Below are 21,991 nucleotides of genomic sequence, written 5' to 3'. Positions count from 1 at the left end.
TGGGACCGACCCTGCGTTCGTCCACGGGAAATCTATCCAGCGATCTGTGCGACGCCAGACGTAGTCGCAGTCGCGGCGACGTCGTCGTTCTTCGCGTCACATATCTGAGAACGGTAACCCGCGCATGCGCTGCTCGTAGCGCTCGTTCGGCAGAGCGTCGCGCGGTGAGCCATGCGGGCTTTGCGGCAACGCCGTGATGGCGCGCCCTGCCGGGTTGACAGTAGATACGTTTGCTCTTGGGTGTTCGGGCGGGTAGTCCCGTTCCGGCGCATCCCGACACTCAGGCATCCTTTTCGACCTGCAGACAGGGCGAGTTCCACGCATCGCGAAGCACAAGGGATGCTTGCGCGATGGCCGACGATGCCCCGGCGAAATCTTGGACCGGGTTGAGCATGATGAAGTCGCACAGGGTGCCGTGCGAGCGCTCCCGCACCGCCGTCATTCTGGATGCATACGCCTCGGCTTCGTCGCGCAGCAGGTCGTGTTCATCGACGATGACAAACGCTTCCGGCAATCCTGCAACGTGCTCGAGACCGGCCCACAGCGACGCGATCAGTGCGTCGCCATGCTCCGACGCAAGGTGGGAACTCCAGAACCAGGTCATTTCCCTGGGCCGCTTCGCGAGGATCGTCAGCACACCGCCACGCCTGTTCGCGACGGCGTGACGGGTGTCGGGCGGGCGGTCGTATCCGATGGACACCACCGCGGCATGCGCGCCGACCGACAGCTCTCTCACCAGTCGGTCGTGGGCTGACGCATCGCCCGAAACCCAGCCGCCACCATGCAGATACAGCACCACCGGAAGCCTTTCAGCACAGCCGGCCGGTCTGACGATGCGGAGCAGCACCCGGGAACCGCCCACGTCGAGGGCGGTCCACCTGTTCTCGACATCTGGCCCGCTGTTCGCAACGGCCTGTTCCTCGACGTGATCGCCCGCCATTGCGTCACCCATCGATCGGTCGGTGAGATACGTCTCGCACCGCGTCGGCCTTCCCCCGCGTCGGGCCGTCTTCGGCCTGCGAGGCGTATCGGCGAAGGTCGTGAAGCTGACCGACGACCACCCCCGGGCGGTACCGCAGCCTCTCGGTGCCGACTGCCGCGCTTCGACATGCGGCACGGATGTCGAAGCGCGCGGCCATCGCCGTGTCCCGCCGGTTACTCGGGCCAGCCGTTGCCGAGGATGATGTCGACGAAATCGTCGCGGACGAACGACGAGTCATAGTGTTGCAGCACGTCAGCGTTCACCGTTCCGAATGTGCTGTGCGGGCGATGCCGGAAGCCTTCGTTGAAGGCGTGCAGGATCCGGCGCTTGAAATCCGGCCGGGGATGAGCGGCGGTGACCGCGGCGATCTCCTGCGGAGACAGGTCGTCGCGCCCGATACCCAACACGTCGGTCTCCACTCCGGCGGTGACCAGTGCGATTTCGGGATCAAGGAATTCGGGCACGCCCGGGGTGGTGTGCAATGCGATGCTCAACCACACCGTCCGCGCGTCGGCCTCGTCGACACCGTGCTGCAGTAGAAAATCGCGCGCCGCGTTGGCGCTGTCGACCTCGAAGCGCAGGGTCGACGTTTCGCGGAAACGCGCAGTCAATCCGAGATCGTGGAACATCGCGCCGACATAGAGCAACTCGAGATCCGGGTTCAGTCCGCGCAGCCGGCCCTGCAGCGCGCCGAAGAGGAAAACACGACGCGAGTGGTCGAACAACAGATCGTCCTCGGCCTCGCGAATGAACTCGGTGGTCTCCCGAACCATGGCCGTATCGGGGATGTCGACGCCGGCGATCGAGCCGGTCAGTGGGATCGTCATGGTCAATCTCCTTGATCTGGCGGACGAATGCGGGTGCTCGCTACGTTAGAGGCTGCCTCGGGCACGCCCGTGGCGGTATCCGCCGCTGGCTAGCCTTCGCGGCTAGCGCACTGCCCAGTGGCTTCGACTAACCACGGGCACCGCCGGGCCAGGCACTGTCGGTACCGAGAACGCGGTCGAGTTGGCTGCGCGAGCTGATGCCGAGCTTGGCGAACACCTTTCGCAAGTGGTACTGGACAGTTCGCGCGCTGATGTACAGGCGCGCCCCGATCTCGGGATTGGTGAGTCCGTCGCGCGCGAGCTGTGCGACCTGATCTTCTTGAGATGTCAATTGTCGGCCGGAGGAACCGGCGACGCGCTGGCGCGTGGTCCCGCCCGCGGCCTGGAGCTCGCGGTGTGCCCGTTCGGCGAATGCCTCCATACCCATTGCATCGAGCATGCCGTGCGCAATGCGCAGCTGCGCACGTGCTTCGGTGTGGCGTCGTTCGCGCCGCAGCCATTCCCCGGACAGAAGATGGCTGCGGGCGAGCTCAGTGCGAATGCGGGTACGGCCCAACCGCTCTATCGCTTCCGCGTACAGCGTCTCGGCGTCGGCTCCCTCGGTCAACAGTGCCTGTGAACGCGCCTGGATGCCGAGCGCCCAATCGGTTCCGCTGGCACTGGTCATCTCGGTGAGGCCGGCGAGCGCGCGCGCCGCGATGTCGAGTTCGCCGCAGCGCGCCGCGGCCTCGACCAGTTCGACCGCCGCCCATGGTGATACCCCGAGGTCGAAAGGTTCCGGCTCGGTCGCGCGCACAGCGGCCCCCATGGCGGCCCGGTAGTCGCCGATACCGTTGTCGAGGACGGCCTCAGCCCACCGGGCAACGGTGAGCCCGACGCCTTCTCCGCGGCGAAGGACGTCCCGGTTGGTCTCCGCGATCAGCACTGCGGCCTCGGACCGGCGACCGCGGAAGGCGGCCAGGGTCAATGCGCCGTACGGAGTCAGGCTGTCACCGGTGGCGTCCTTGACCGTCTGTGCCTCCTGGTTCATGGCCTCCACAGCGGTCAGGTCGCCGGAGAAGAGCATCATCACCGCACGCGAACTGAGTGCGAGCGGCAGTTCGGTCAGCGCGCCCGCCTCGCGTGCGAATTCCACGTGGCGTGCGGTGAGGACGTCCCAGCTTTCGTCATCCCAGACATGCAGCGCGGCGATGCCCGTCAGCCACATCCACCGAAGCTGCTGTTCTGACGTCGTCTCGCTGCGCGCGGTGTCGACCGCCCGCCGCAAAATCGGCAGCCCCGCAGTGTATCCGGAGTTGTAGTGCGCACACAGACCGTCGAGCAACAGATCGGGCAACCGCGGTGCCGCGGGCGTCGGCGACGTCTCCGCGGCGTGCGCGACTTCTCGCACGCCACCGCCCGCGGCCAGGACTCCGGCGAACATCGCCGCCGAGAACGCCTCCACGTACGTGGTGCGGGAAAGGCCGGCGTCAATCGGCTGGAGCCGTTCGGCGGCCTTCAACAGAAGCGGCGGCGCGTCGCTCCCGCGGCCGGTGACATGGGCCAGCCGGGCCCGGACGAGGTCCGCGCGGGCACGCTGAAAGTCGTTGAGCGGTCCGCCTTCCGCCATCGCGAGCAGATCCAGAGCGGCGTCGAACGCGCCGGCTTCGACTTGGGCGGATGCGGCCGCCAATGCCCGTTCGGAGCGCAAGGCCGGATCGAGCGTCAGCGTCGCAGCCCGCTGGTGGAACGCGGCCGCGGCCGCCAGCCCGCCCCGCGCCCGCGCACGTCCCGACGAGCGTTCCAACTCGTCGGCCACGTCGTCGTCCGGACCGGCCGCGGCGTGCGCCAGGTGCCAGGCGCGCCGGTCAGGATCATGTCGCGAGTCCGTCACTTCGGCCAGTGCACCGTGTGCCACCTGTCTGTCATGCAGTGACGCCGACCGGTAGACCGCCGAGCGCACCAGCGGGTGCCGGAACCGCACCCGTACGCCGAACTCGGCCAGTCCCGCCTCGACCGCGGGGGCCGCGGCGTCGGCGCCGATGCCCAGCCGCGCGGCCGCCGGCCAGAGCAGCCTCGGATCGCCGAGCGGCTCGGCCGCTGCGAGCAGGAGCAGGCGGCGGGTCTGTTCTGGAACGGCGTCCACTCCACGCTGAAAGCTCGTCTCCATCGCGGTCGAGAGCGCCATGGTGCCGGGCAGCCCGAACCCACCCGCCAACTCCTGCACACTCAGCCTGCGCGGCAGTTCCAGCAGGGCCAACGGGTTGCCCCCGGTTTCGACGACGATCTGGTCACGCACCCGTTCGTCCAGCGGGACGCTGAGCACTGCGTCCAGCAACGCACGCGCGTCCGATTCCCGCAGTCCGCCGATCGGCATCTCGGGAAGTGTCCTCATCTCGGGATGCGGGAGCCTGGATGCCACGATCAAGGCCACCGACTCGGCGACCAGTCGGCGTGCCACGAACGAGATGACCTGCACCGAAGCCTGGTCGAGCCACTGCAGATCGTCGACCAGGCACACCAGGGGCCGCGTCTCGGCGACGTCCGCGAGCATGCTCAGGACCGCGAGTCCGACCAGAAGCCGGTCGGGAGCGGGGCCCGTGCTCAGCCCGAACGCCGTGCTGAGGGCCTCGCGCTGGGGCGCGGGTAGACGGTCGAGACGGTCCAGCATGGGTCCGCACAGCTGGTGAAGGGCGGCGTAGGCGAGTTCCATTTCCGATTCCACGCCGGATGCCCGGGCGACCTGGCACGCTTTCGCCTGCTCGGCCACATAGTCCAGCAGGGCGGTCTTGCCGAAACCGGCCTCGCCGTGGACCACCAGGACCCTGCTCTCACCTCGGCGCACCGCGGCCAACAGGTGTTTCAGCTCGTCGCATTCGGCCTGGCGGCCCCTGAGCCCCAGGTTCCGGTGTCGCGAAGTCTCCGGCACCACGGCACCGAAGCTATACCGCATTCGCGGTCGCTGCTTGCGATGACAGCAATACCTGTCGCAATATCTGTCAATCTCGGTCCGCTAGGGCGACAACCTCGGCAGCCGGTCGATGCCGAACTCGCGGCGCAACACCGTTCGCGCTGCGTAATAACCCGACATGCCGTGCACGCCGCCGCCGGGCGGCGTCGCCGACGAACACAGGTAGGCCTTCGGAATGGGTGTGCTCCACGGGTTGACCCGCGGCGTCGGACCCGCCAGAGCGTGCAACAGCGTGTTGCCGCCGACGCCGATGTCGCCGCCGACAAGGTTCGCGTTGTGTCCGGCCAACCGCGCGGCGGTGATCGAACGCACCGCCACCACGATGTCGCGAAAGCCCGGCGCGAAGCGCTCGAAAATGCATGTGACGGCTTCGGCCTGGTCGACAGTCGAGCCCGATGGGACGTGGGCGTACGCCCACAGCGGCCGCCGACCGTTCGCGTCGATGCGGCCCGGATCCGCAAGATGGGGCAGGGCGGCGAGCACCATCGGCCATTCCGCGTGCCGACCGGCGGCGACCTCGCGTTCGGCGCTCGCCATCTGCTCCCGGCTGCCGCCCATGTGCAGGGTCGGCGCGGCGGCAGGGCGCGGATCGGCCCACGGAATTTCACCGGCGAGCACAAAATCCACTTTCGCCACCCCGGGGCCGAACCGATAGCGCTGCAATGTCTTCGCGTAGCGGAGCGGCAACCTGTCGCGGTAGATGGACAACAGAGCGGTGGGGGCGGTGTCGTAGAGGACGACCCCCGATGGTGGTTCGGTGATCTCCTCGCCCGCCGTCAGCGTGCCGCCGTGCGCCGTCAAGTCGGCGATCAATGCGTCGGGGATGGCCTGGCTGCCGCCGACCGGAATCGGCCAGCCGACCGTGTGCGCCAACGTCGCGAGCATCAGCCCGGCGCCGGCGGACACCAGTGACGGCATCTGCGAAATCGTATGTGCAGCAACGCCGGTGAACAGCGCTCGGGCGTCGGCGCCGGCGAGTACGCGCCATGCCGGGGTGCCCTGCTCGAGCAGTCGCCGCGCCACCTGGACCGCGGCGATCGGATCCGGTGGAATCGAGCGCTTGTCGCCGAGCAGGAGCTTGAGCACACCGCCCTCGCGGGCCACCAGCGGGCCGAACAGACGCCGCCACGATTGTCCCTCGGTCAGCTCGGCGCAGGTGCGGTCCAGGTCGTGATAGCCGACGGCGGCGGGCCTGCCGGGCAGCGGGTTGGCGTAGGCGACCTCGGGCACGTTCAGCGTCACCCCGCGGGACGGCAGGTCGAACTCGGCCAGAAACGGCGAGGCCAGGGCGAGTGGATGCACGGCGGAGCAGACGTCGTGCGAGACCCCCGCGAATATGGGGTCGGGCAGGGTCCGCGCGCCGCCGCCCAGGGTGGGCTGCGCCTCGAACACCTGTACCGACAGGCCGGCGCGGGCGCAGATGACGGCGGCGGCCAGGCCGTTGGGTCCGCTGCCCACGACGGTGACGTCCACGCTGGCGATTCTCCCGCCCACCATCCGGTCATGAGGGCCTATTAGTCTGGCCGGGTGAGTCTCCCCGTTGTACTGATCGCCGACAAACTGGCTGAATCCACCGTCGCCGCGCTCGGCGACCAGGTAGAGGTCCGCTGGGTGGACGGCCCGGACCGTGAGAAGCTGCTGGCCGCTGTGCCGGAGGCCGATGCCCTGCTGGTGCGCTCGGCGACGACCGTCGACGCCGAGGTGCTCGCCGCGGCTCCCAAGCTCAAGATCGTCGCCCGCGCCGGCGTCGGCCTGGACAACGTGGACGTGGACGCCGCCACCGCGCGCGGTGTGCTGGTCGTCAACGCGCCGACGTCGAACATCCACAGCGCCGCCGAGCACGCCTTGGCGCTCCTGCTCTCCGCCGCTCGCGAGATCCCGGCCGCCGACGCGTCCCTGCGGGAACACGCATGGAAGCGGTCGGCCTTCTCCGGTACTGAGATCTACGGGAAGACGGTCGGCGTTGTCGGCCTCGGCCGCATCGGCCAGCTCGTCGCCCAACGACTGGCCGCGTTCGGCACACACGTGGTCGCGTACGACCCCTACGTGTCACCGGCGCGGGCCGCACAGCTGGGCATCGAACTGCTGACGCTCGACGAACTGCTGTCGCGCGCCGACTTCATCTCGGTGCATCTGCCGAAGACTCCTGAGACGGCGGGGTTGATCGGCAAGGAGGCGCTGGCGAAGACCAAGCCGGGCGTCATCATCGTCAACGCGGCGCGCGGCGGCCTCGTCGACGAGGAGGCACTGGCCGAGGCGGTGCGGTCCGGACACGTTCGCGGGGCGGGCATCGACGTGTTCGCCAAGGAACCGACGACCGAGAGCCCCCTGTTCGATCTGCCCCAGGTGGTGGTCACGCCGCATCTGGGCGCCTCGACCGGCGAGGCACAGGACCGCGCGGGCACGGATGTCGCGGCCAGCGTGAAGCTGGCGCTGGCCGGTGAGTTCGTTCCCGACGCGGTCAACGTCGGCGGCGGCGTCGTCGGTGAAGAGGTGGCGCCCTGGCTGGATCTGGCGCGAAAGCTGGGCGTGCTCGTCGGTGTGCTGTCCACCGAATTACCCGCCTCGCTGGCGGTGCAGGTCTGCGGTGAGCTGGCTTCCGAAGATGTTGACGTACTGAAGCTTTCGGTGCTGCGGGGGTTGTTCTCCGCGGTGATCGAGGATCCGGTCACGTTCGTCAACGCGCCGTCACTGGCCGCTGAGCGTGGCGTGCAGGCCGAGATCAGCACCGCCACCGAGAGCCCCAACCATCGCAGCGTGGTCGATGTGCGGGCGGTCTATCCCGATGGCTCGGTCGCCAATGTCGCGGGCACATTGTCGGGTCCGCAGTTGGTCGAGAAGATCGTCCAGATCAACGGCCGCAACTTCGATCTGCGCGCAGAGGGGGTCTATCTGATCGTCAACTATCTGGATCAGCCGGGAACATTGGGCAAGATCGGCACCCTGCTCGGCACCGCCGATATCAACATCCATGCCGCGCAACTCAGCGAGGATGCGGACGGACCCGGGGCGACGATTCTGCTGCGCGTCGACCGCGACGTGCCCGCCGATGTGCGTTCGGCGATCTCCGAGTCCGTCGGCGCGAAGCTGCTGGAAGTGGTGGACCTGTCGTGAAACTGGCGATCATCGCCGGTGACGGCGTCGGCCCCGAGGTCATCGGCGAGGCCATCAAGGTGCTCGACACCGTGCTGCCCGGCGTCGAGAAGACGAACTACGATCTCGGCGCCCGGCGCTATCACGCGACCGGTGAGGTGTTGCCCGACGGGGTGCTCGACGAGTTGCGCGACCACGACGCGATCCTGCTCGGTGCGATCGGGGATCCGTCGGTACCGAGCGGCCTTCTCGAGCGGGGCCTGCTGCTGACGATCCGCTTCGCACTCGACCACCACATCAATCTGCGGCCAGCCCGGCTGTATCCGGGAGTGACGAGCCCGTTGGCCGGTGACCCGCAGATTGACTTCGTGGTGGTCCGCGAGGGCACGGAAGGCCCCTACACCGGCACCGGGGGAGTGATCCGCGCGGGCACACCGCACGAAATCGCCACCGAGGTCAGCGTCAACACCGCATTCGGTGTGCGCCGCCTGGTACACGACGCCTTCAACCGTGCCGCACAACGCCGCAAGCACCTGACGCTGGTACACAAGATCAACGTGTTGGCCTACGCAGGGGACCTGTGGTGGCGCACAGTGCAGGAAGTGGCCACCGAGTATCCCGATGTCGAGGTGGCCTACCAGCATGTCGACGCGGCAACCATTCATCTGGTCACCGACCCGGGCCGATTCGATGTGATCGTCACCGACAACCTGTTCGGTGACATCATCACCGACCTCGCCGCGGCGGTGTGCGGTGGGATCGGGCTGGCCGCCAGCGGCAATATCGATGCGACGCGGGCGAATCCGTCGATGTTCGAACCGGTGCACGGTAGCGCCCCCGACATCGCGGGTCAGGGCATCGCGGATCCGACCGCGGCGATCATGTCGGTCGGTCTGCTGCTGTCACATATCGGCGAGCTGGAGGCCGCGGCCCGGGTCGACAAGGCGGTCGAGCAGCATCTGGCGACCCGGGGGCAGGAGAAGTTGTCCACCGTGCAGGTCGGCGATCGGATCGCCTCGAGCCTCTGAGTCGTCCGGTGGCGACCCTCCGACGGCAGTGCTGGCTGTTTGCGATCGGTTCGTCGTTGTTCGCGATCGCCACCGTGCCGGGGCTGTCCGCACTCGCCGGCGCCGGTCTGGCCAACCTGTTGTGTTTCATCGGCTCCTGGTTCTTCACCACCGCGGGCTGGATGCAACTGGTGTTGTCCGGGCCCGCCATGCGGATCGGGTGGTTCTCGGCTGCCACGCAATTCGCCGGCACGATTCTGTTCAACATCAGCACAGGTGCTTCGTTGTACGCGCATGCGGTCGGCCCGGAGCGGCGCCTGGTGTGGGCGCCTGACGCCGTGGGATCGGCGGCATTTCTGGTGAGCGGGGCGCTCGGTGTCGTCGCGGTGACCGCCGTTGTCGGGATCTTCGAGCTCAAATCCCGCGACTGGCAGGCGGAGTGGATCAATGTGATCGGGTGCGTGGCCTTCGGGGTGTCCGCGCTCGGCGCGTTCGTCACCAAAACCGGAGTGACGGAGGACGCCCTGCTGGCCAACGCGGGCACCTTTGTCGGCGCGCTGTGCTTCCTGGCCGCCGCGTTACTGGTGCTGCCGCGCGACTCGCACGCCGGTGACGGGCCCGCGGACTCCTAGGCTTCGCCACGTTGGTGCACCGATTCCACCGTGTACAGATGAGGATCGAAACTGATCGCCATCGAGGCGGCCTCACCCATGTGCTGCCGGGCCGTCGGATCCGCGAGCATCGCCCGATAAGCCTCTACGCTGTCCCACTGCGCGTAGTTGAGGACCCGGGTGCGATCCGTACTGACGTGGATGTTCGCCGACCGGAATCCCGGCCGCTTGCGCATGACGTGTTCGGTTGCGGTGTCGAGCAACGCCGCCAGGTCGGCGGCCCTGTCCGGGTCCACCGTGAAGACGTTGATCAGGGTGGCGTAATCGCTGTTCATCTCGATTGTCGTCATCGCCTTCTCCTTGTCAGGTTCCTTACATTGAAGACCATAGCACTGATGTAAGGTTCCTGTCATGGAGCGTCCTGAAACCGAACCCGCCGTCGGCTATCTGATCAAGCGCGTTCAGCAGTCGTTTCGGCGACGTAGCGATGCCGCACTGAGATCGACGGGATTGTCGATGGCGCAGTACGCCGTCCTGCGGGCGCTCGTCGACCATCCGAATGCCTCCGCATCCGAGTTGTCGCGCCTGTGCTTCGTCACCAGGCAGTCGCTGCAGGACGTGCTCGCCGGTCTGCGGTCGGCCGGACTGGTCGGTGAATCGGGGGAACGCGCGCGTGGGCGCGCTCGATCACTGGAGTTGACGGCTGCGGGAGCGAAGCGGTTGAAGGCCGCACACGCCGCGGTGATCGGTGTGGAAGCGATGATGCTGCAAACGATCTCGCCCGCTGCGCGCCGCCAGGCCGTTGCGGTGCTGATCCGGTGCGCCGAGAATCTCGAGGCGGGCTCAGGGCTCTGACAAGTCAACCTGGCTCGGGCTCGACCGGAACGAACGGCAGCGCAAGAAGCGGAAAAAGCGCGCAGACGGCGAAAGCCGCGGCAAAGCCGGCGATCCCGATCAACCCGCCGAAAAGCGGTGGTGCGATCCCGGCCGTCAGCAATTGGCTGGTGTTCTGAGCGCCCAGGGCGCGCCCACTCCAGAACGGCCCGGCGATCTCGGCGATCGCGGTGAACGCCAACCCGTTGTCGGACACCGTGATCACCGACGCGACCACCATCAGCGCGACGCTGATGGGGGAGTCGAACCAGTCGGTCAGCGCGAGCAGCCCCATGGCGACGGCCGCACCCACCGCGATCGTCCGGATCGGCCGCAGCCGTGAACCGACCAGATCCGACCAGCGGCCCGCGGCGATGCGTCCGGCGGCGCCGCACAGCTGCGCGACCGTCACCATCGTGCCCGCCGCCCCGGCCGACCAGCCGCGGTCGGTCATCAACCAGGCCAGGGTGAACGTCCACACCACGGCCTGGGGTACGACCAGCAGCACCGAGACGGCGTGGATGCGCCACAGCACCGCAGAGCCGCGATACGGGTTGGCCAGATCCTCTTCTGCCGCCTCATGCCGCGGCGGTCGCGGGGGGTCCTTCACCGCGACCGCGCACACGACCGCGGAGATCGCGCACACCACCGCCGGGAACAGAAGCGCCACCGACACCCCGTGACTCTCCGCAAGCCGTGGAATCACCAACGCGCCCAACCCGACTCCCAACGGCTGAGCTGTCTGTCGGATGCCCATGACCAGGCCGCGCTTTTCGGGCGGGAACCAGCCGACCACCAACCGGCCGCTGGCCGAGTTGCTGCTGGCCGCGGCCATCCCGCCGAGAAGGAGGAACGCACCGATGGCGATCAGCGAGTGCATCGACGCGGCCGCGAAGGCCGCTGCCGCCGTCAGCGCCGAGCCCACTGCCAACACAATGCGCTCGCCGACGCGGTCCACGAGATAACCCCAGGCGATCAACGTGGCCACCATGCCGAAACTCGCCATCGACGACAGCAGGCCGGCTCTGGCGAGATCGAGTCCGCGCTCGGAATGCAGGGTCGGGATGAGGAACGCGGCGCCATTGATGAAGACGTTCGCGCATAGCGTCGTGGTGAGCGCGATCACCAGCATTGACCAGCGTCGCACGGTGCTAATCGTTTCGACGGACATGGGGCCATCGTCGCATGTCGTCTCACAATGCTGAATATGCCTTCCAAATGGTGAGATTCGTAGATGAAGGGGCGGCCGGGCGCGGCTCGGGCAATGGCCACTAGGCTGGGATGATGCGTCTTGGTCGAATTGCCAGTCCCGATGGAGTCGCCTTCGTGAGCATCGAAGGGCCGACCGACAACCCGACCGAGGCGATTGCCAAGGAAATCGCCGAACATCCATTCGGAAATCCGGAGTTCACGGGTAGGCAGTGGCCGCTCGCCGACGTACGTCTGCTCGCGCCCATCCTGGCGAGCAAGGTGGTGTGCATCGGAAAGAACTACGCCGCGCACATCGAGGAGATGGGTGGGGGATCGTTCGACGATCCGATCATCTTCATGAAACCCAATACGTCGATCGTCGGTCCCAACATCCCCATCCAATTGCCCGCGGATGCCAGTCCCGTGCACTTCGAGGGTGAACTGGCCGCCGTGATCGGCCGTCCGTGCAAGGACGTCCCGGCGGCGCGTGCCGCCGAGAACATCCTGGGTTACGCGATCGGCAATGACGTGTCGGCGCGCGACCAGCAGAAGAAGGACGGTCAATGGACCCGCGCCAAGGGTCACGACACGTTCTGTCCGATCGGGCCGTGGATCGTCACCGACGTCGACCCCGCCGACCTGGCGATCCGCACCGAGGTCAACGGTGAGGTCAAGCAGGACAGCCGGACGTCGCTGATGATTCACGACGTCGGCGCGATCATCGAATGGATCTCGGCGGTGATGACGCTGCTACCGGGTGACCTGATCCTGACCGGCACGCCAGAGGGTGTCGGCCCGATCGAGGACGGCGACACCGTGAGCATCACCGTCGAAGGTATTGGCACGCTGACCAACCCCGTTGTGCGCAAGGGCAAATCATGAGCGTTGAAGGTGCGGCGGTGCGGGTACGGTTCTGCCCGTCGCCGACGGGCACGCCACACGTCGGGCTGATCCGGACCGCCCTGTTCAACTGGGCCTACGCCCGCCACACCGGAGGCAAACTCGTCTTCCGGCTGGAGAACACCGACGCCCAACGCGACAGCGAGGAAAGCTATCTCGCGATCCTCGACGCACTCAACTGGCTCGGGCTGAACTATGACGAAGGCCCCGACATCGGCGGCCCCTACGCGCCGTACCGGCAGTCCGAACGCGGTGAGATCTATCGCGACGTGGTGCAGCGACTGCTGGATGCGGGCGAAGCCTACGAGGCCTTCTCCACAGCCGAGGAGGTCGAGGCCCGGCATGCGGCCGCCGGCCGGAACCTCAAGCTCGGGTACGACAACTTCGACCGCAACCTCACCGACGAGCAGCGCTCGGCCTTGCGGGCCGAAGGCCGCAGCCCTGTCGTGCGCCTGCGGATGCCCGACGAGGACATCACCTGGCATGACCTCGTCCGGGGCCAGACCACGTTCGGGGCCGGTACGGTGCCCGACTTCGCTTTGACCCGGGCCAGCGGAGATCCGCTGTACACCTTGGTCAATCCCGTCGATGACGCGCTGATGAAGATCACCCACGTGCTGCGCGGCGAGGATATTCTGCCGTCCACCCCGCGCCAGATCGCGCTGTATCAGGCGCTGATTCGCCTCGGCGTGGCCGAACGGGTGCCCGAGTTCGCACACCTGCCGAGCGTGCTCGGAGACGGCAACAAGAAGCTGTCCAAGCGCGACCCTGAGTCGAATCTGTTCGCACATCGCGACCGCGGCTTCATCCCCGAAGGGCTGCTGAACTACCTGGCATTGTTGGGCTGGGGCATCGCCGAGGACCGCGACGTCTTCAGCCTCTCCGAGATGGTGGCCGCGTTCGATGTGGTCGACGTCAACTCCAATCCCGCCCGGTTCGACCAGAGGAAGGCCGATGCGCTCAATGCCGAACACATCCGCCTGCTGAGCGAGGACGACTTCGCCGCGCGACTGCGTGCCTACTTTCTCACCCATGGCCACAACGTCGGCCTGGATGACGCCCAGTTCGCCGAGGCGGCCCGGCTGGTGCAGACCCGCATCGTCGTGCTCAGCGACGCGTGGGGTCTTCTGAAGTTCCTCAACGACGACGAGTTCGCGCTCGACGAAAAGGCTGCGGCCAAGGAATTGCGCGCCGACGCGGTCCCGGTTCTCGCCGCAGCGGTGACTGCGCTCGAAGGCGTCGGGGAGTGGACCACGACCCACATCGAGACGGCGCTGAAGCTGGCGTTGTTGGAAAATTTCGCGCTCAAACCGCGGAAAGCATTCGGGCCCGTCCGGGTGGCGGCCACCGGCGCATCGATCAGTCCGCCGCTGTTCGAGTCGCTGGAACTGCTGGGCAGGGATCGGACCCTGCGCCGGCTGCGCGCGGGACATGAGTACGCGGGCGTCGAGGCGTGAGAAAGCACCCGCGAATCTTTTGGTAGTCTGCACGTCGGCCCGAAAGGAAACGCGGCGGCAGCCAACCGTCGCTCACCGAGGGCCGAAAACGCCTGTGACCAGTGGTTATAGGTCGCCATGGGGTATGGTGTAATTGGCAACACAGCTGATTCTGGTTCAGCCATTCTAGGTTCGAGTCCTGGTACCCCAGCCAATCACTGAATTAGGTCGGCATACCGGCTTGCGTTATGCTGACTTCTCGTTCTGGCCCCCGTCGTCTAGCGGCCTAGGACGCCGCCCTCTCACGGCGGTAGCGTGGGTTCGAATCCCATCGGGGGTACCAGTTTTTTCCGTCGAAACTGCGGCAAGATCGCGGTTTCTTCGAATTTTGCGATCTCCCCGCAGTCTCGCCGAGTGACTGCGGCCGCTCGTTTGTGGCTCAGAGCCGCCGGGTGAGCGCATCCGCGGCGGCCAGAAGGTCGGCGGCCCAGCGCATACCCGGTCGCCGACCCATCCGGTCGATCGGTCCTGACACCGACACCGCGGCGATCACGTTGCCGCGGCTGTCGCGCACCGGCGCCGAGACGCTGGCCACGCCGGGCTCGCGCTCGGCTGCGCTCTGGGCCCAGCCGCGTTTCCGGACCTCAGCCAGCGTCCTGTCGGTGAATCTCGCGGCGGGCAGCACCGCCTGCTGGGTAGCGGTGTCCGCGTAGGCCAGCAGCACTCTGGCGCCGGAGCCGGCCGTCATGGGCAGCATCGTGCCGACCGGCACCGTATCGCGAAGGCCGGCAGGCGGTTCCAGCGCGGCCACACAGATCCGGGAGGTGCCCTCACGCCGGTAGAGCTGCACACTTTCGCCGGTGATCTCGCGCAGCCTGGGCAGCACTGCGGCACCTGCGGCCAGCAGCGGATCGTTGACCTGGCCCGCCAGTTCCGTCAATGCGGGACCGAGTCGCCAGCGCCCTCCGCCGTTGCGGGTGAGCAGCCGATGCGCCTCCAAGCCCGCAGCCAGCCTGTGCGCGGTTGCGCGGGGCATACCCGTGCGCTCGCAGAGTTCAGCCAGTCCGCACGGCGATTCGGCCACCGCGTGCAGCACACCCACCGCTTTGTCGAGCACTCCGATACCGCTATCCTGTCTCACATGCAGATACTAACTTCCCAGATTGTGAGATAGTCAACTATGACCGCCATCGACAAGCCACGCACCATGGCACAGAAAGTGTGGGACGACCATGTCGTCGCCCTGGGCGCCGGTGAGGGTGCTGCCCGCGAGCCCGACCTGATCTACATCGACCTCCACCTCATTCATGAGGTCACCAGCCCACAGGCGTTCGACGGGCTGCGGATCAATGGACGCACGGTCCGGCGCCCCGACCTGACCATCGCCACCGAAGACCACAACGTGCCGACGATCGATGTCGACAAGCCGATCGCCGACCCCGTGTCACGTACTCAGGTGGAGACGCTGCGTCGCAATTGCGAGGAGTTCGGGGTTCGGCTGTATCCATTGGGTGACGTCGAGCACGGCATCGTGCACATCATCGGGCCACAACTCGGACTCACCCAGCCGGGTACCACCGTGGTGTGCGGTGACAGTCACACCTCGACCCACGGAGCGTTCGGCGCGTTGGCGATGGGCATCGGCACCTCGGAGGTCGAGCACGTCCTGGCGACGCAGACGCTGCCGTTGCGTCCGTTCAAGACGATGGCGGTCAACGTCGACGGTGTGCTGCCGCCGGGAGTGAGCGCCAAGGACATCATCCTGGCGGTCATTGCGAAGATCGGCACCGGAGGCGGTCAGGGCCACGTCCTCGAATACCGCGGCAGCGCCATCGAATCGCTGTCGATGGAAGGCCGGATGACGATCTGCAATATGAGCATCGAAGCCGGTGCGCGCGCCGGCATGGTCGCCCCCGACGAAACCACATTCGAATTTCTGCGCGGGCGCCCGCACGCGCCGAAGGGTACCGACTGGGATGACGCAGTCGCGGCGTGGAGCCGGCTGCGTACCGACGAGGGCGCCGAGTTCGATGCCGAGGTCTACCTCGACGCGGCGACGCTGAGCCCATTCGTCACCTGGGGCACCAACCCCGGGCAGGGCGTGCCGCTGTCGGCGTCGGTGCCCGACCCCGCGCTGATGTTCGACGACGGTGAACGACAATCAGCCGAGAAAGCGTTGGCCTACATGGATCTTCGTGCCGGCACGGCGATGCGCGACATCCCCGTTGACGCCGTGTTCGTCGGTTCGTGCACCAACGGCAGGATCGAGGATCTGCGGGTGGTCGCCGACGTCCTGAGGGGCCGCAAGGTCGCCGACGGGGTGCGGATGCTCGTCGTGCCCGGCTCGATGCGGGTGCGCGCACAGGCCGAATCCGAGGGCCTCGGCGAGGTCTTCACCGCCGCGGGCGCGGAGTGGCGGCACGCCGGCTGCTCGATGTGTCTGGGCATGAACCCGGATCAACTTTCGTCCGGCGAACGCTGCGCGTCGACATCCAATCGCAACTTCGAGGGCAGGCAGGGCAAGGGCGGCCGCACCCATTTGGTGTCACCGGCCGTCGCCGCCGCCACCGCTGTTCGCGGCACCTTGTCCTCTCCAGCCGATCTGACCCAGTAACAGGAGAACGTGATGGAAGCCTTCAAGACTCACACCGGCATCGGCGTGCCACTGCGGCGGTCGAATGTCGATACCGACCAAATCATCCCGGCGGTCTATCTGAAGCGGGTCACCCGAACAGGTTTCGAGGATGGATTGTTCGCGGCCTGGCGCAACGATCCCGCATTCGTCCTCAATATGGCTCCCTTCGACAAGGGATCGGTTCTTGTCGCCGGTCCCGATTTCGGCACCGGCTCGTCGCGAGAGCACGCGGTCTGGGCACTCATGGACTACGGCTTCCGAGTCGTCATCTCATCTCGCTTCGCCGATATTTTTCGGGGCAACGCGGGCAAGGCGGGGCTTTTGGCTGCCGAAGTCGCCCAAGATGATGTGGAGCTCCTGTGGAAGCTGATCGAGCAGAATCCGGGGCTGGAAATCACTGTGAATCTTCAAGATCGCAACGTGGTCGCAGGAACGGTCATGGTGCCGTTCAACATTGACGATTACACCGCCTGGCGGCTGTTCGAGGGATTCGACGATATAGGCCTTACGCTGCGTAAACTCGATCAAATCGAGTCCTTCGAGGAGCGCAGGCCGGCCTGGAAACCGAACACTCTGCAACCCTCCGAATAGGCGCCGAACGGCTGAAATCACGGTCCTCAGAACCGGTTCATCAGGGGCCCGGTAGGAGGTCAAGGGCGGCAACCGGATTGCCGAAATGTTCGCTAGCTACGGTTGAAATTGCGCGTGGCTCTTGGAAATCAGTGGTGAAAAGGTTTACCGTGTCCTCTAGTCGGTCCAAAGAGGACCACTGGGTCTCGGAGGTTTTGAATGAACAAAGCGGAGCTCATCGACGTACTCACGGAGAAACTGGGCTCGGATCGTCGGCAAGCAACAGCTGCGGTGGAGAACGTTGTTGACACCATCGTGCGTGCGGTTCACAAGGGTGACAGCGTCACCATCACGGGCTTCGGCGTTTTCGAACAGCGCCGTCGTGCAGCCCGTGTCGCGCGCAATCCGCGCACCGGCGAGACGGTCAAAGTTAAGCCCACCTCCGTGCCGGCATTTCGGCCCGGCGCTCAATTCAAAGCGGTTGTTTCTGGGGCACAGCGCCTCCCGGCGGAAGGACCAGCAGTGAAGCGTGGCGTAACGGCGGGAACAGCGCGGAAGGCCGTCAAGAAGGCCGCCGCCAAGAAAGCAGTGAAGCGGACTCCGGCCAAGAAGACGGCCACGAAGGCCGCTGCCAAGAAGACGGCGGCGAAGAAGGCCCCGGCCGCCAAGAAGACGGCGACGAAGGCCGCAGCCAAGAAGACAGCGACGCGCGCCCCGGCCAAGAAGGCGGCGGCGAAGAAGGCTCCGGCCGCCAAGAAGGCTCCGGCCGCCAAGAAGGCTCCGGCGGCCAAGAAGGCTCCGGCCGCCAAGAAGGCTCCGGCCGCCAAGAAGACGGCACGCAAGGCGCCGGCCAAGAAGGGCCGCCGCTAAGTCACACAGTTCGGTTTCAGGCACGCCGCGGGACATTGCGACCCGCGGCGCGTCTGTGTGCCGTGAGAAGGGCTAGGGCGCTTCGGACTCCGACGCCGCCCACCGTTTTGCATTCATTCCGCCGCGGCGCACTCGCCCCGGGGCACTACTTCTTGGCGGCCAGTGCGCTGCCGATGTGTTCGGCGGCCACCAAGCGGTGCTGTGCCATCGACATCACCCAGGTGCTGCCCTTGCGGTTGCGTGATTTGTCGGGGTGTACCCCGTCGCGGTCACACCACCACTCGATGAGATCCGGAATCACCTTGCCCTGTGTACAGATCACCGGGGTGCCGTCACCGGCCGCGATCTCGAGAACGCGGCGCCGCGCCGCCTTGCGATTCTCCGGATACTCCTCCTCGGTCAGCAGAGACTCGTTGTGGATCGTCGTCCCGAGCTCCTCTGCCAATGGTTCCAGTGTTTGATGGCAGCGCACCCGGTCGGCGGCATACAACTCGGAAGCACCGAATGCCAGCAGTTGGCCGACGAGCGATTCGGCCTGGGCGCGGCCGCGCTTGTCGAGTGGCCTCTTTCGATCGTCACCCTTGTACCGGGATTTGCTGCCCGCGGTGGCGTGTCGGACGATCAGTACCGATTTCGTGTCGATCGGCAGCTTGTCGAAGCGCCGCAACACTTTCCGATCGTCCGGATATTGGAGCTGATTGAGGGCTTCCGATACGGGTAGCCACTTCAGCTCGTCGACCTCGTCATTGGGATTGAAATCGCCGTCGACGCAGCGCGCCGCCCAGTACCGCACCTTCTTGATGCCGTGGTCGACGGGATAGCTCACCGCGGTCAGCCGGCGCCCGAGGATCGCCGTGTACCCGGTCTCCTCGTGCACCTCGCGGACCGCGGTGACGGGTTCGGTCTCACCGGAGTCGACCTTGCCCTTGGGCAGCGACCAGTCGTCGTAGCGCGGGCGGTGGACGATCGCGATCTCTACCGACGCGTCAGACGCGACATCGCCGATGGAACGCCACAGCACGGCGCCTGCGGCCAGAACAACCTTGTCCACCGGGGTCATGTCTCGCGGCATGTCCTTCGGCACGTCAACTCCTGCTGGTCATTCGGGCCGGTCAGGTCGTCACCGTCACGGATGTCGACGGCCTTCCATCAACGAGACCTGATGATCCCGCACATTCTCGCCCTCGTGCGGGGAGGCCGTCCATTTCCCGTCGACGCCGAGTTCCCAGCACCGGGTGCGCGGATCCATCGCGGAATCGAATACATCGTCCAGTTGCGCGGTCAGCCTCGGATCCTTCACCTGTGCCATCACCTCGACCCGCCGGTCCAGATTACGATGCATCATGTCGGCGCTGCCGATCCAGAACTCGTCGATGGCGTGGAAGTGAATGATTCGCGAGTGTTCGAGGAACCGTCCGAGGATCGAGCGCACCACGATGTTGTCGGAGTAGCCGGGGGCGTGCGGCTTCAGTGCGCAGATGCCGCGCACCACGACCTCGACCCGCACACCTGCCTGCGACGCGCGGTAGAGCGCGTCGATGACCTGCTCGTCCACCAACGCGTTGGCCTTCAACCGGATCAGGCCGTCGCCGCCGTCTCGATTGGCGGCGATCTCGCGTTCGATTCGCTCGATGATGCCCTTGCGCACACCATGTGGAGCGACCAACAGGTTGCGGTAGGAGTCCTTGCGTGAGTAGCCCGTGAGCGAATTGAACAGATCGGTGAGATCCGCACCGATGTCGGGCGCGGCGGTCAGCAGCCCGACATCCTCGTACAGCCGCGCGGTTTTCGGGTTGTAGTTGCCGGTTCCGATGTGGCAGTAGCGCCGGATCGTCGATCCTTCCCGCCGCACCACCAGGCATGTCTTGCAGTGCGTCTTGAGCCCGATGAGTCCGTAGACGACGTGCACGCCCGCCCGCTCCAGTGCGCGGGCCCATTTGATATTGGCCTGTTCGTCGAACCGGGCCTTGATCTCAACGAGCGCGACGACCTGCTTGCCGGCCGCGGCAGCGTCGATGAGCGCGTTCACGATCGGTGAGTCACCCGATGTGCGGTACAGCGTCTGTTTGATCGCGAGCACGTTCGGATCGGCGGCGGCCTGTTCGATGAAACGCTGAACGGTGGTGGAGAACGAATCGTAGGGGTGATGCACCAGCACGTCACCGTCTCGCAGCGTCGAGAAGATGCTCTTCGGTGTTTCGCGCTCACCGAACGCAGGCGGCGTCGCGGGCACGAACGGCGGATCCTTCAGTGCCGGCCGGTCCACCTTATAGATCTGCCACAGCGAGGACAGATCGAGCAGCCCGGCGACCTCGATGACGTCGCCGGGGTCCACGTCGAGTTCACGCAGGAGAAGCTCCAACATGCTCTCGGTCATGTCGTCGGAAACTTCCAGGCGGACCGGGGAACCGAAGCGCCGGCGCGCGAGCTCGCGCTCCAGCGCCTGCAGCAGGTCTTCGTCGCGATCCTCTTCCACCTCGAAATCCGCGTTGCGCGTGATCCGGAACGCGTGATGCTCAACGATTTCCAGACCCGGAAAAAGCACGTGCAGGAATGCGGCGATCAACTCCTCCATCGGCAGGAAGCGAACCACATGGGACGTCCCCTGACGGGGGGATAGCTCCACGAAGCGGTCGACGTTGTCGGGCACCTTGATTCGGGCGAAGTGCTGGCCGCCGTCTTCGGGATGCCTGACGGTGATCGCCAGATTCAGGCTCAAACCGCTGACGAACGGGAAGGGGTGGGCCGGGTCGACCGCCAGCGGCGTCAGAACCGGGAAGACCTGCTCGTGGAAGTAGGTGGAGAGCCGCCCCCGTTCGGCATCGTCGAGTTCGGTCCATGTGACGATCACGATGCCTTCGTCGGCGAGTGCGGGACGCACCGAGTCCAGGAATACGTGCGAGTGTCTGCTCGCGATCTGCTGGGTGCGCTCGCTGATCCGGCGCAACTGCTCGCGCGGTGACAGGCCGTCGGCAGAACGCACCGAAAGCCCCATCTCGTCGCGCCGCTTCAGTCCCGCGACGCGCACCATGTAGAACTCGTCGAGGTTCGACGCGAAGATCGCGAGGAACTTCGCCCGCTCCAGCAACGGCAGTGAGGTGTCGGCGGCCAGCGCGAGGACACGCGCGTTGAAGTCGAGCCAGCTCAGCTCGCGGTTGAGGTAACGGTCATCGGGCAGTGCGTTGTCGATGGCGGGAGAGGTTGCCGCGGGGGGCGCCTCGGGCGCCGAGTCGGCGGGATGGACCACGGCCGACCGAGTGACCGACTCCACTTCCCCCGGTCGGGTCTGGGCTTCGGCTTCTGTCATTCCTCAGATGATTCCCTATCGACCAGTTCTGTAGCCAGCGCGGTCGGCGATCACGTCGCTGTCATTCACCTCGTCCGCCCGATGGCCTGTGCAGTCGCCGTACCCACCCCCAGTCGTCGCGCCACGAGCAGGTCGTCGGGTGTGTCGATGTCACACCGCAGTCCCGGCCATGCGCCAGTCAGCTCGATCGCCCCTGAATGGCGATGCTGCTGAGCCGAATCACGGCCGAAGCGCGGCTCGAGCCCCACCCCGAAGGCAAACAGCGCCGACGTTCCCGTTCCGTGTCGATCGCCGACGAAGCTACGTGGGTGGGCGCGCGCGGCGTTGATCGCCTCGGTCAGCTCCTGTGGCTGCAGTGCGGGCAGATCACCCTGCAGCGCAGCGACATTCGGCGTCTCTTCACGTACCGACGCTTCGGCAGCCCTGATGGCGTTGTTCAGTGGGTTGCGGTGGCCATCCGGTGTCGGGTCCACCAGCACGCGGGCACCGAGCTGTCGGGCGGCCTCGCCGGCAACTTCGTCCGGAGTGACAACGGTGACCGAATGCAATGCGGGAACCGTCGATATCGCCGTGATGGTGTCGACCAACATCGCCAGCACGACGCTCTCACGGGTCGCGGCCGAGAAAACCGGCGCCAGCCGGGTCTTCGCCGCCGCGAGCCGTTTCACGGCGATCACCAGCCCGACATCTGCGGTGCCGCTCATGTGCGCCATCCTGCCAGTAGCCGCCGCGCTAGGGT

At 66.5% G+C, this 21,991-nt stretch carries 19 protein-coding genes and 2 tRNA genes; 11 read left to right on the top strand and 10 right to left on the bottom strand.

Annotated features, from left to right (window positions below):
- Positions 1–280: 280 nt before the first annotated feature.
- The 4 genes from ACVWWN_RS29260 to ACVWWN_RS29245 all read right to left on the bottom strand — a co-directional run bounded on the left by ACVWWN_RS29260 (position 281) and on the right by ACVWWN_RS29245 (position 6,232).
- Positions 281–952: an alpha/beta hydrolase gene (locus tag ACVWWN_RS29260; RefSeq protein WP_457146989.1), complete on the bottom strand. Its 672-nt coding sequence runs from the start codon at positions 950–952 to the stop codon at positions 281–283.
- A gap of 203 nt (positions 953–1,155) precedes the next feature.
- Complete coding sequence (locus ACVWWN_RS29255; protein WP_457146988.1) at positions 1,156–1,809, bottom strand: HD domain-containing protein; 654 nt, start codon at positions 1,807–1,809, stop codon at positions 1,156–1,158.
- Positions 1,810–1,936: 127 nt separating this feature from the next.
- Positions 1,937–4,741: an AAA family ATPase gene (locus ACVWWN_RS29250; RefSeq protein WP_457146987.1), complete on the bottom strand. Its 2,805-nt coding sequence runs from the start codon at positions 4,739–4,741 to the stop codon at positions 1,937–1,939.
- Between the two features lie 60 nt (positions 4,742–4,801).
- On the bottom strand, positions 4,802–6,232 hold the full coding sequence (locus ACVWWN_RS29245) for a phytoene desaturase family protein (protein ID WP_457146986.1): 1,431 nt from the start codon (positions 6,230–6,232) through the stop codon (positions 4,802–4,804).
- Positions 6,233–6,286: 54 nt separating this feature from the next.
- On the opposite strand from ACVWWN_RS29245, the gene serA reads away from it, so the two are divergent.
- The 3 genes from serA to ACVWWN_RS29230 are packed head-to-tail and all read left to right on the top strand — an operon-like array spanning position 6,287 to position 9,491.
- The gene (serA, locus tag ACVWWN_RS29240; RefSeq protein ID WP_457146985.1) at positions 6,287–7,873 is read left to right on the top strand and encodes a phosphoglycerate dehydrogenase; all 1,587 of its coding nucleotides are present in this window, start codon (positions 6,287–6,289) and stop codon (positions 7,871–7,873) included.
- On the top strand, positions 7,870–8,880 hold the full coding sequence (locus ACVWWN_RS29235) for a 3-isopropylmalate dehydrogenase (protein WP_457146984.1): 1,011 nt from the start codon (positions 7,870–7,872) through the stop codon (positions 8,878–8,880). Before serA ends, ACVWWN_RS29235 begins: the two co-directional genes overlap by 4 nt.
- Before the next feature lie 8 nt (positions 8,881–8,888).
- Positions 8,889–9,491, top strand: coding sequence for a hypothetical protein (locus ACVWWN_RS29230; RefSeq protein WP_457146983.1), 603 nt, complete (start codon positions 8,889–8,891; stop codon positions 9,489–9,491).
- Here ACVWWN_RS29230 and ACVWWN_RS29225 read toward each other — a convergent pair.
- Entirely contained in the window at positions 9,488–9,820 is a 333-nt protein-coding gene (locus ACVWWN_RS29225) for an antibiotic biosynthesis monooxygenase family protein (protein ID WP_457146982.1), read from the bottom strand. The two genes, ACVWWN_RS29230 and ACVWWN_RS29225, sit on opposite strands and share 4 nt — an antisense overlap.
- 61 nt (positions 9,821–9,881) lie before the next feature.
- Between ACVWWN_RS29225 and ACVWWN_RS29220 the strand changes: the two genes are divergently transcribed.
- Positions 9,882–10,325, top strand: coding sequence for a MarR family winged helix-turn-helix transcriptional regulator (locus tag ACVWWN_RS29220; RefSeq protein ID WP_457146981.1), 444 nt, complete (start codon positions 9,882–9,884; stop codon positions 10,323–10,325).
- Positions 10,326–10,329: 4 nt separating this feature from the next.
- Here the strand turns inward: ACVWWN_RS29220 and ACVWWN_RS29215 are convergent, their stop codons facing one another.
- Positions 10,330–11,514, bottom strand: coding sequence for an MFS transporter (locus ACVWWN_RS29215; RefSeq protein ID WP_457146980.1), 1,185 nt, complete (start codon positions 11,512–11,514; stop codon positions 10,330–10,332).
- Positions 11,515–11,627: 113 nt separating this feature from the next.
- On the opposite strand from ACVWWN_RS29215, the gene ACVWWN_RS29210 reads away from it, so the two are divergent.
- The 4 genes from ACVWWN_RS29210 to ACVWWN_RS29195 all read left to right on the top strand — a co-directional run bounded on the left by ACVWWN_RS29210 (position 11,628) and on the right by ACVWWN_RS29195 (position 14,213).
- Positions 11,628–12,416, top strand: coding sequence for a fumarylacetoacetate hydrolase family protein (locus ACVWWN_RS29210; RefSeq protein WP_457146979.1), 789 nt, complete (start codon positions 11,628–11,630; stop codon positions 12,414–12,416).
- The gene (gltX, locus tag ACVWWN_RS29205; RefSeq protein WP_457146978.1) at positions 12,413–13,891 is read left to right on the top strand and encodes a glutamate--tRNA ligase; all 1,479 of its coding nucleotides are present in this window, start codon (positions 12,413–12,415) and stop codon (positions 13,889–13,891) included. Before ACVWWN_RS29210 ends, gltX begins: the two co-directional genes overlap by 4 nt.
- Before the next feature lie 118 nt (positions 13,892–14,009).
- A tRNA-Gln gene (locus ACVWWN_RS29200) sits at positions 14,010–14,084 on the top strand.
- A 53-nt stretch (positions 14,085–14,137) separates the two neighbouring features.
- Positions 14,138–14,213, top strand: a tRNA-Glu gene (locus tag ACVWWN_RS29195).
- A gap of 96 nt (positions 14,214–14,309) precedes the next feature.
- On the opposite strand, the gene ACVWWN_RS29190 is transcribed toward ACVWWN_RS29195, so the two are convergent.
- Complete coding sequence (locus tag ACVWWN_RS29190; RefSeq protein ID WP_457146977.1) at positions 14,310–15,011, bottom strand: IclR family transcriptional regulator; 702 nt, start codon at positions 15,009–15,011, stop codon at positions 14,310–14,312.
- 39 nt (positions 15,012–15,050) lie between these two features.
- Between ACVWWN_RS29190 and leuC the strand changes: the two genes are divergently transcribed.
- From leuC to ACVWWN_RS29175, 3 genes are all read left to right on the top strand, one after another.
- The gene (leuC, locus tag ACVWWN_RS29185; RefSeq protein WP_457146976.1) at positions 15,051–16,484 is read left to right on the top strand and encodes a 3-isopropylmalate dehydratase large subunit; all 1,434 of its coding nucleotides are present in this window, start codon (positions 15,051–15,053) and stop codon (positions 16,482–16,484) included.
- Between the two features lie 12 nt (positions 16,485–16,496).
- Positions 16,497–17,096 (top strand): 3-isopropylmalate dehydratase small subunit, encoded by a 600-nt coding sequence (gene leuD / locus ACVWWN_RS29180; protein WP_457146975.1) that lies wholly within the window; start codon positions 16,497–16,499, stop codon positions 17,094–17,096.
- Between the two features lie 198 nt (positions 17,097–17,294).
- Positions 17,295–17,945 (top strand): HU family DNA-binding protein, encoded by a 651-nt coding sequence (locus tag ACVWWN_RS29175; RefSeq protein WP_457146974.1) that lies wholly within the window; start codon positions 17,295–17,297, stop codon positions 17,943–17,945.
- Positions 17,946–18,090: 145 nt separating this feature from the next.
- Here the strand turns inward: ACVWWN_RS29175 and mutT1 are convergent, their stop codons facing one another.
- The 3 genes from mutT1 to cofC form a co-directional block, all read right to left on the bottom strand.
- Positions 18,091–19,017: an 8-oxo-(d)GTP phosphatase MutT1 gene (mutT1, locus tag ACVWWN_RS29170; protein WP_457149322.1), complete on the bottom strand. Its 927-nt coding sequence runs from the start codon at positions 19,015–19,017 to the stop codon at positions 18,091–18,093.
- Positions 19,018–19,071: 54 nt separating this feature from the next.
- Positions 19,072–21,252: an RNA degradosome polyphosphate kinase gene (locus ACVWWN_RS29165; RefSeq protein WP_457146973.1), complete on the bottom strand. Its 2,181-nt coding sequence runs from the start codon at positions 21,250–21,252 to the stop codon at positions 19,072–19,074.
- Between the two features lie 65 nt (positions 21,253–21,317).
- Positions 21,318–21,956: a 2-phospho-L-lactate guanylyltransferase gene (gene cofC / locus ACVWWN_RS29160; protein ID WP_457146972.1), complete on the bottom strand. Its 639-nt coding sequence runs from the start codon at positions 21,954–21,956 to the stop codon at positions 21,318–21,320.
- Positions 21,957–21,991 lie beyond the last annotated feature (35 nt).

Source organism: Mycobacterium sp. URHB0021 (assembly GCF_054057895.1).
This window is presented reverse-complemented; position numbering and strand designations above follow the sequence as displayed.

What these genes read in the sequence shown, in the direction of transcription:
- ACVWWN_RS29225 (WP_457146982.1), bottom strand. Translation starts at nt 9,820, where the DNA reads ATGACGACAATCGAGATGAACAGCGATTACGCCACCCTGATCAACGTC.
- cofC (WP_457146972.1), bottom strand. Translation starts at nt 21,956, where the DNA reads ATGAGCGGCACCGCAGATGTCGGGCTGGTGATCGCCGTGAAACGGCTC.
- ACVWWN_RS29210 (WP_457146979.1), top strand. Translation starts at nt 11,628, where the DNA reads ATGCGTCTTGGTCGAATTGCCAGTCCCGATGGAGTCGCCTTCGTGAGC.
- leuC (WP_457146976.1), top strand. Translation starts at nt 15,051, where the DNA reads ATGACCGCCATCGACAAGCCACGCACCATGGCACAGAAAGTGTGGGAC.
- gltX (WP_457146978.1), top strand. Translation starts at nt 12,413, where the DNA reads ATGAGCGTTGAAGGTGCGGCGGTGCGGGTACGGTTCTGCCCGTCGCCG.
- ACVWWN_RS29250 (WP_457146987.1), bottom strand. Translation starts at nt 4,741, where the DNA reads ATGCGGTATAGCTTCGGTGCCGTGGTGCCGGAGACTTCGCGACACCGG.
- leuD (WP_457146975.1), top strand. Translation starts at nt 16,497, where the DNA reads ATGGAAGCCTTCAAGACTCACACCGGCATCGGCGTGCCACTGCGGCGG.
- ACVWWN_RS29165 (WP_457146973.1), bottom strand. Translation starts at nt 21,252, where the DNA reads ATGACAGAAGCCGAAGCCCAGACCCGACCGGGGGAAGTGGAGTCGGTC.
- mutT1 (WP_457149322.1), bottom strand. Translation starts at nt 19,017, where the DNA reads ATGCCGCGAGACATGACCCCGGTGGACAAGGTTGTTCTGGCCGCAGGC.
- ACVWWN_RS29255 (WP_457146988.1), bottom strand. Translation starts at nt 1,809, where the DNA reads ATGACGATCCCACTGACCGGCTCGATCGCCGGCGTCGACATCCCCGAT.
- ACVWWN_RS29215 (WP_457146980.1), bottom strand. Translation starts at nt 11,514, where the DNA reads ATGTCCGTCGAAACGATTAGCACCGTGCGACGCTGGTCAATGCTGGTG.
- ACVWWN_RS29220 (WP_457146981.1), top strand. Translation starts at nt 9,882, where the DNA reads ATGGAGCGTCCTGAAACCGAACCCGCCGTCGGCTATCTGATCAAGCGC.
- ACVWWN_RS29260 (WP_457146989.1), bottom strand. Translation starts at nt 952, where the DNA reads ATGGGTGACGCAATGGCGGGCGATCACGTCGAGGAACAGGCCGTTGCG.
- ACVWWN_RS29175 (WP_457146974.1), top strand. Translation starts at nt 17,295, where the DNA reads ATGAACAAAGCGGAGCTCATCGACGTACTCACGGAGAAACTGGGCTCG.